Below are 1420 nucleotides of genomic sequence, written 5' to 3' on the forward strand. Positions count from 1 at the left end.
TCTTCGTATCAATAATTGATAAATAGGCAGGGAAGGGGAAAGTTTTTAAACTTTATAATGAAGTTATCTACAATGAAGAAATTTGTTTTAAATAGTGTATTGTTTATTGTTTTGTTGGGAATATTTCAATATTCCTTTATGCAACAGAAGGAAAAAGAAAATCGAAAAGACCAAAATATGAGTGAAAAAGTGATCAAGTCAGATGAAGAATGGAAGGCTGAATTAACTCCTGAGCAATATCAGGTTATGCGGCAACAAGGCACTGAAAGAGCCTTTGACAATGCCTATTGGGATAATAAAAAAGAAGGGATTTATTATTGTGCTGCTTGTGGCAATCCTTTATTTAGTTCAGAAACCAAATTTAGGTCAGGTACCGGTTGGCCAAGTTTCTATAAGCCCATTAGTGATAAGGCTGTTGAAAGGGAAAAAGATGTTTCTTATGGAATGGTAAGAACAGAAGTTCATTGTCGTAGATGTGGTGGACATTTGGGGCATGTTTTTGATGATGGTCCTCAACCAACAGGCTTGCGGTATTGCTTAAATTCAGTTTCATTAGAATTTGAAGAGGCAAATTAGACACCACGAAAAGTATAAAACCACGCTGTCAAAAAAGAAGGTTGTAATTCCATTTTTTTGAAAACGTGGTTTTTCTGTAATTTTAGGTATAAAATGTTCCTATGAGGTAGGCATATAACAAATTAAGGCTTATAATGCCAATCCTTTATGGCAAAAGTTGGTTCAATCCGAAAATTGTCAAAACGTGTCATCTTATTACTTCGAATTACCTTGTTCAAGTTATTAACATATTCTTCCCGCAATTCTGAGTATTTGCTAAGGTAAGGGGTAAGTTTTAATGGGTCTTCAGTTTGAATCCTTTTCTCTCTGAATTTTTTATAAGCACTTGAACGTGCTAAAAGCATTAAGTAATCACTTATTGATTCTTCCAGGTTATCATACTTTTTAACATGGATTGCTTGACCCTCTCTGTTTTCTTTGGCTTTAATTCGCTTATCCTTGGAACTAAATGACCATATCCCGAAAACATTGTTGCCCTCTTTAAAAAAGCGGGAGGTTCCCCACCCTGATTCCAAGGCTGCTTGTGCCAAAATCAGGCTAGCAGGATGTGGTTTTAATTTTAAGAGTAATTCATTTAAGTTTTTGGTATTGAATTCCTCAAATTTCTTACGAATAAATAGGCTATCAGAAGCAGAAATTATCTTATCTTGATTGATAGCTTCATTTATTCTTAATGTTTTGTTGTATTCGTTTTCAAACTGTTGACGGGCCAATAAAATTGATGGAAATACTAATTCAATAAAATGGGCTTTTTTATCATTTTTTATATCACTGGTGAAGTTTAAATGGGAAAAAAAATCTCCCTTGTCTGATAAAGGAACAGGAAAAGAATTAGTATTTTTTT

At 33.7% G+C, this 1420-nt stretch carries 2 protein-coding genes; one reads left to right on the plus strand and one right to left on the minus strand.

Going from position 1 to position 1420, the window contains the following annotated elements; translation table 11 throughout:
• Window positions 1-72 precede the first annotated feature (72 nt).
• A complete protein-coding gene (msrB, locus tag E1171_RS01405; protein ID WP_155203347.1) occupies window positions 73-576 on the plus strand; it encodes a peptide-methionine (R)-S-oxide reductase MsrB in 504 nt (167 codons plus the stop codon).
• Between the two features lie 122 nt (window positions 577-698).
• Here msrB and E1171_RS01410 read toward each other — a convergent pair.
• A partial coding sequence (locus E1171_RS01410; protein WP_155203349.1) for a glucosaminidase domain-containing protein occupies window positions 699-1420 on the minus strand: 722 nt, incomplete at its 5' end.

The organism is Xanthovirga aplysinae, assembly GCF_009711365.1.
Lineage (GTDB): Bacteria > Bacteroidota > Bacteroidia > Cytophagales > Cyclobacteriaceae > Xanthovirga > Xanthovirga aplysinae.

Excerpts from the sequence above, each read along its gene's own strand:
- msrB (WP_155203347.1), top strand. The coding sequence starts at position 73 with ATGAAGAAATTTGTTTTAAATAGTGTATTGTTTATTGTTTTGTTGGGA.